This window comes from Streptomyces blattellae, from assembly GCF_009709555.1.
Lineage (GTDB): Bacteria > Actinomycetota > Actinomycetes > Streptomycetales > Streptomycetaceae > Streptomyces > Streptomyces blattellae.
Window position 1 is genome coordinate 161,584 of the sequence record NZ_WJBG01000158.1, and the last position, 6,638, is coordinate 168,221.

General features: G+C 74.0%; 2 protein-coding genes and 1 pseudogene. All 3 read right to left on the reverse strand.

All coding sequences use genetic code 11. The features are described from left to right. Window positions 1-939, reverse strand: a pseudogene (locus GFH49_RS19185) (MFS transporter); the annotation flags it as partial. A 193-nt stretch (window positions 940-1,132) separates the two neighbouring features. Beyond that, complete coding sequence (locus GFH49_RS19190; protein WP_155057293.1) at window positions 1,133-5,911, reverse strand: hybrid sensor histidine kinase/response regulator; 4,779 nt, start codon at window positions 5,909-5,911, stop codon at window positions 1,133-1,135. Window positions 5,912-6,259: 348 nt separating this feature from the next. Next, the coding region (locus GFH49_RS19195) for an SSI family serine proteinase inhibitor (RefSeq protein ID WP_155057294.1) at window positions 6,260-6,638 on the reverse strand (379 nt) is incomplete at its 5' end.

A 6,638-nucleotide genomic window follows, 5' to 3' on the forward strand; every position in this document is an offset into this window, starting at 1 on the left:
TCACCGTCGTATCGAAGTAGCCACCCACCCCAACACCAGCCACACCCCGGCCACCGCGCACACCCCGCTCCAGCCCCAGTGGCTGAAGGCGCTCCCGGCGAGGGCTGACGCGATCGCGCCGCCCGCGAAACCGGCCACGACATAGGCGGTGTTGGCGGTGGCGGGAGTGGAGGTGGTGGTCAGGGCCAGGGTCTGGTTGGCGATCTGGGAGGCGACCAGGGCCGCGTGGATCACGATGGCGGCGACGAACAGGGCCCACATCACGTGCCCGCCGAGCCAGAAGAGCGGTACGGACACGGCGGCGAGCGCAAACGCGGACCGTACGACCTTGGCGGCGCCGAAGCGGTCGACGAGTCCGCCCGCCAGCGGCGCGACCGCGCTGGCCGCGAGACCGAACAGGCCGAAGAGTCCGGCGGTGGCGGTGGTCAGGCCGTACGACTCCCCCGTCAGCAGCAGGGCGATCAAGGTCCACAGGGCGCTCCAGGCGCCGAACATCCCGGCCTGCCGCAGGCATGCGCGCCACAGGTCGGGCGAGCGGCGCACGACTCCCGGCAGTGAGACGAGCCCGGCGAACAGCGGGCCGGTGTGCCGCAGCCCCTCGTCCGGCAGGACGAGCGCGGTGGCCAGGCCGAGTACGGCGGTCAGCACCGCGGCGCCGATGAACACCACCCGCCAGCCGAAGGCCTCCCAGACCAGCCCGCCGAGGACCCGCGCGGCGACGATCCCGGTGAACAGCCCCGCGATGACGGCGGCGACATGGCGGGCACGGCGTGCGGCGGGGGCGCGGGCAGCGACCAGCGGAACGAGCAGCTGGGGTACGACGGTCGTGGCGGAGGCGATGAACACGGCGGCAGCGAGAGCCCCGGTGCCGGGGGCCGAGGAACCCGCGAGCAGCGCCAGCGCGGTGGCCGGGGAGAGCACGGTGACCAGTCGGCGCCGGGTATGCGCCCGCTGCGATGAGGGTCAGCCGCGTTCGAGCAAAGCCGAGGACTTGAGGGAGCGACCAGCCAGGACGGCGCCGCAGCGTACCGACAACACCTGGCGGAATTTCCACCATTTCCACCAATTCCGCCCGTTCGGCCCGTTCGGCCCGTTCGGCCCGTTCGGCCCGTTCGGCCAGTTCCAGCGGAGCTCAGTTGGTGCCGATGCGGGCGAGCAGGTCCACGATCCGGCTCTGCACCTCCATGCTGGTGGACCGTTCCGCGAGGAACAGCACGGTCTCGCCGGACGCCAGCCGCGGCAGGTCGGCCTGGTCGACGGCGGCGGTGTAGACGACGAGCGGGGTGCGGTTGAGCTGCCCGTTCGCGCGCAGCCAGTCGACGATCCCGGCCTGCCGCCGATGGACCTGCAGCAGGTCCATCACCACGAGGTTCGGCCGGAACTGCCCCGCCAGCGTCACCGCGTCGGCATCGCTCGCCGCCCGCGCCACCTGCATCCCGCGCCGCTCCAGCGTCGCGGTCAGCGCCAGCGCGATCTCCGCATGCTCCTCGATCAGCAGAACACGCGGCGGATGCTGCTCACTGTCGCGGGGCGCGAGCGCCTTCAGCAGTACGGCGGGATCGGCGCCGTACGCCGCCTCCCGCGTCGCCTGCCCCAGCCCGGCCGTGACCATCACCGGCACCTGGGCGGCCACGGCCGCCTGCCGCAACGACTGCAGTGCCGTCCGCGTGATCGGCCCGGTCAGCGGATCGACGAACAGCGCGGCGGGGAAGGCGGCGATCTGCGCGTCGACCTCCTCGCGCGAGTTCACGATGACCGGCCGGTACCCGCGATCGCTCAGCGCCTGCTGTGTGGTGACGTCCGGCGCGGGCCACACCAGCAGCCGGCGCGGATTGTCCAGCGGCTCCGGCGGCAGCTCGTCGTCCATCGGCTGTGGCCGCGGCGGCTCCGAGACCTCGACGGCCCCACCGGGACCGTCCAGCGGCTCGGGCCCCTCGGCGGCGTTCTCGTCCGGTGCGCCTATGGCGTACGACCGTCCGGCGGCCTCGGTGGACTGTGCCAGCCGCGATCCGCGCGCCGACGTCTGCTCGCCCGAGGGATGCGGCCGGGCCGCCTGGTCGGGCCGGTCGGGCGGTGTCCCCAGCTTTCGTCGCCGGCCGCCGCCCGTCTGCTGCGAGGGCGGCAGTGCCGCCGGCGCGGACGCCGCCTGCTGCACCTGCGCCGCCTGCCTGCTGAACGGCACCCCCTGCCCCAACGTCCGCACACTGATCGCCCGCCCCTGCGTGGAGTTGGGGTCCACGGGAGCGACAGCGGCAGCGGCCGCCTCGGCGGGCAACGGCTGCGCGGCCCGCTGCTGCGCGGCGGTGTTCTCGGGCGGCAGGGGCGCGTTCGGTGGTACGGGGGCGGCGGCACCGTTGGGAGGCACGGCGGCGCCGGTCGGGTTCGGCGGCGCCGGGGCGGGTGTGGCCGCGTTCGCCGGTACGGGGATGCCCGCGCCCGAACTGCCGTCGGCCGCGGGCCACGACTGGGGCGCGGGCGTGCCCTGGGGCCCACCGGCCTGACCGGGCGCGGCCTCCGTGGGGTGCGGGTGGCCAGCGGCGGTGTGCGGAGCAGGGCCTGCCGTCTGGACGCCGGCCGCCTGCGGGGCGGGCAGGCCGGGCTGCGGTGCGGGGGAGTTCTGAGCGTGGGTGCCCGGGGCGACTTGAGCAGCCGAGGCATCTGCGGCACCCGAGGCCCCCACGGCACCCGAGGCAGCAGCCTGGGCCGCGGGTGCGGGGCCTGCCTGCGTGGGACCTGCCTGCGCGGGGACCGGCTGCGCGGGGACCGGCTGCGCGGGGACCGGCTGCGCGGGGACCGGCTGCGTCGCCGGGCCCGTCTGCACCGGCTGGCCGGGGACCGTCGGTACGGGCTGCGCCTGAGCCGCGGCAGCCTGCTGGGCCACGGTCGCGCCGGGCCGGACGGGCGCGGCTGACTGCGTCGGCTGGGGTGCGCCGGGAATGCCTGCCTGCGTCGACGGGTTCACGCCGGGCTGACTGGGTCGACCGGGCTGTCCGGGGACCGGGTGCCCCATGGGCGCCGCGCCTTCGTTCGCCTGCGCTGCCGGAACCGGTTGCCCCTGGGGCGTGGTCCCTGAAACCGGTTGCCCTGGGGACGCGTGTTGCGGAACCGGTTGCCCCGGTGTCGCCTGTGCCGCCGGAACCCCGGTCCCCTGCGGCGGAACGGTCGCCCCCGGCTGTCCGGCCACGGCCTGCCTCGCCTGCCCAGGTGCACCCTGCCCGGCCCCCTGCTGCGCGGAAGCCCCTGTCGGCTCCGCCGCGGTTGCAGCCGCCGGCTGGGCGACCGCCCTCCGCCGACGTCCCGTCGGCGCGTTCGCGGGGTGCGGCTGCGGCGGGGTGTGGTCCTCGGACTGGTCGTGCGGTACGGCGTCGTGCCGCCCGTCGTCGATCAGCCCGTCGTCGATCAGCCCGTCGTCCATCGGGCCGTCGTCCATCAGCCCGTCGGCGATCAGGCCGTCATTGATCAGCCCGCCATTGATCAGGCCGTCCCCGGACGCACCGGGTGCCGGAATCTGTACGGGTGCCTGCTCCCGGGCGCCTCCGGGCGCCTGGTCGGCGTCGGCGGGCGGCAGGGCGAACACCGCGCGCGGGGCCGCTTCCTGTGCGGCGGCACGTTCGTTGGCGGCGGCCAGGGCACGCCGGCGCCGACCGGTCGGCTGCGCGTTCTCCGCGGCGGCCCGGTCGGGGGCAGCGGGCAGCGCGGGCGGCAGTGCCTGCTGGGCCCGGTTCTGCGCAGGCACGGCACCGTCGGGGGTGGGTACGCCCTGCGGCGGCACCGTACCGCCCAGGCCGGAACCGGAGGCCGCGGCCCCGGCGGCATGCTCTGCGGCCGTGACGACGGCACCCTCGGACACCCCGGCAGCGGCCTCGACGCCCGTACCGGCCGCCGTACCAGCATCCGCACCCTCGGCAGGCCGTCCTCGCCGCCGCCCGGTACCCCCGGACCCGTCACCCGAAGCCTGCGCCGGAAGAGCGGCCGTACCCGGAGCCGCACCCGGCCCCTCGATCTCGGCCGCACGCCTCCTCCGCCGCCCGGTGGGCGCCGAACCCTCGGAGCCACCGGAGCCACCGGACCCACCGGAGCCACCGGAGCCACCGGACCCACCGGAGCCACCAGAGCCGCCGGCACCCGGCACCTCGCCCTCCAGGAAGGCGTCCACGGAGGACCGCCGGGCCCGCCGCCGCCCGCCTGCGGAATTCTGTTCGGCCTCCTGCGCCTCAGCCGCCGCATCGGCAGGCGCCGGCACCGAGCCCGCGCCGCCGCCGATCGGCACTTCGAGGACGAACGCGCTGCCGCTCATCCCCGGCACCTCATGCGTCTGCAGCACGCCACCGTGCGCCCGCACGATCCCGCGGACGATCGGCTCGTGCACCGGGTCTCCCCCGGCATACGGCCCGCGCACCTCGATCCGTACGACCTCACCGCGCTGCGCCGCCGCGACCACGACCGTGTTGTCCATGTAACCGCCCGCGGACATGGGCGAGTTCCCGGTCGCGTCGACCCCGGCGACATCCGCGACGAGATGCGCGAGCGCGGTGGCGAGGCGGGCCGGATCGACCTCGGCCTCGATGGGCGGCGCGTGTACGGCGAACTGCACCCGGCCCGGCCCGATCAGCTCGACCGCCCCGTCGACACCGGCGGCGACGACGGCGTCGAGCATCACCTTCGTGCGGACGATCTGCTCACTGCCCGCGTCGATCAGCTGGTACGCGAGGACGTTGTCGATGAGCTGGGTGATCCGCGAGTACCCGGCGGACAGATGGTGAAGAACCTGGTTCGCCTCGGGCCAAAGCTGCCCGGCGTCATCGGCGGCAAGGGCCGACAGCTCCCGCCGCAACTCGTCGAGCGGTCCCCGCAGCGACCGCCCCAGCAGCGTCAGCAACTGGTCGTGCCGCCCGGCGAGCGCCTCGAACCGGTCCTTCTCCCGTTCGGCGAGCGCGGCGTACCGGTCCTCGCCGGCCGCGAGCTCCTCCTCGTGCTCCTCCCGAAGTTCCTCGATCTCGGTGACGTGCTGCTGGCGCAGCGCGGTGAGATCTGAGGCGTGCTCCTCGCCGAGCCGCTCCAGCTCCTGAGCGTGGCTCTTCTCGGCGGCGGCCTTCTCCTCGGCCAGGGTGTCGTAGGGCCGCCGGTCGGTGAAGGTCAGCACGGCACCGACGAGCTGGTCACCGTCGCGCACCGGCGCGGTCGTCAGGTCGACCGAGACCTTCTCGCCCTTCTTGGACCACAACACCTGCCCGCGCACCCGGTGCTTGCGCCCGGAGCGCAGGGTGTCGGCGAGCGGGGACTCCGCGTACGGGAACGGCGTACCGTCGGCGCGCGAGTGCAGCATCAGGTCGTGCAGCTCGCGCCCGCCGAGATCACTGGCCCGGTAACCCAGTATCTGAGCGGCAGCCGGATTGACGAGCACGATCCGCCCGTCGGTGTCCGTGCCCACCACACCCTCGGCCGCGGCCCGCAGAATCATCTCGGTCTGCCGCTGCGAACGCGCCAGCTCGGCCTCGGTGTCGACGGTGCCCGACAGGTCCCGTACGACGAGCATCAGCAGTTCGTCGGAGGTGTAGCCGTAGCTGTCGTAGGCCTGCTGCCCGTTCTCCAGGTTCGCGCTGGTGACCTCGACGGGGAACTCGCTGCCGTCCGTTCTGCGGGCGATCATCCGCGTCGGCTTGGTGCGCCCTCGCGGATCGATGTGATCGGGCCGCCGCATGGACCCCGGGATGAGCTTGGAGTCGAATTCCGGCAGCAGATCGAGCAGCCCGCGACCGACGAGCGCGGTACCGGGCGCTTCGAAGGCCTCAAGCGCGATGGTGTTGGCGTTCACGACGGTCCCATTGGCGTTGACCAGCACCAACGCATCGGGAAGCGCGTCCAGTATGGCTGCGAGGCGAGCAGCGCCTCGGGATGGCCTGCTGCTCACGAGACGCTTCCTCCCTGTTACCGCACCTTGCCCACTGCTCGGGCCATCTTGCCAACCTGCCCGCGGTGTGTCACGCGAGGGAGTCTAAGGGCTGCGGTTGCGCTCGCGACGCCGGATGAGAGGGAGGTCGCACGAGGAAGTGACGACGACGTGACGCGAAAGACCACCCCGAACGCGTGACCCTGCGTTTTCCCCCACCCTCACGTCGCGAGACCTTCGCGGGACTTTTACGGCACGCTCTGGCTCTGTCATCAGGTCTCTGGGAGAGGGCCTTGCAATGACAAGGACCACGAGGTGGGCCGCGCTGCCACTCAGGACCGCCAGGACCGGCCAGGACCGTCAGGACCGTCAGGACCGGGCGAGATCGGGCAACAGCGGCACAAGCCGGTCCCACCGGGCGATCTCGCACCCGTCACTGCGGCTGTACGTCGCGTTGACGGGCCGCCCGCCCCACGTTCCGGTGACATGGGCGGTGGCGTCGCCGCCGTACTGCATGGTGCAGATGGTGCCCTCGGGCACGGGAGCAAAGGTTTCCTTCCCCCACCGCGTGCTCCGATCGGCAGCCGCGCACGCGGCGCCCGCCTCGGGGTGGCTGCCGCCGGCGGGATGGCAGTACAGCTCATACGTGCCGTCCGCAGCGCCGCCCGCGCGCCGGACGGTGACGGTCAGGTGATCGTCGCTCCGGTCCTCGTCACGGACGGGCGGAGGAGCGACCTCGACATGACCG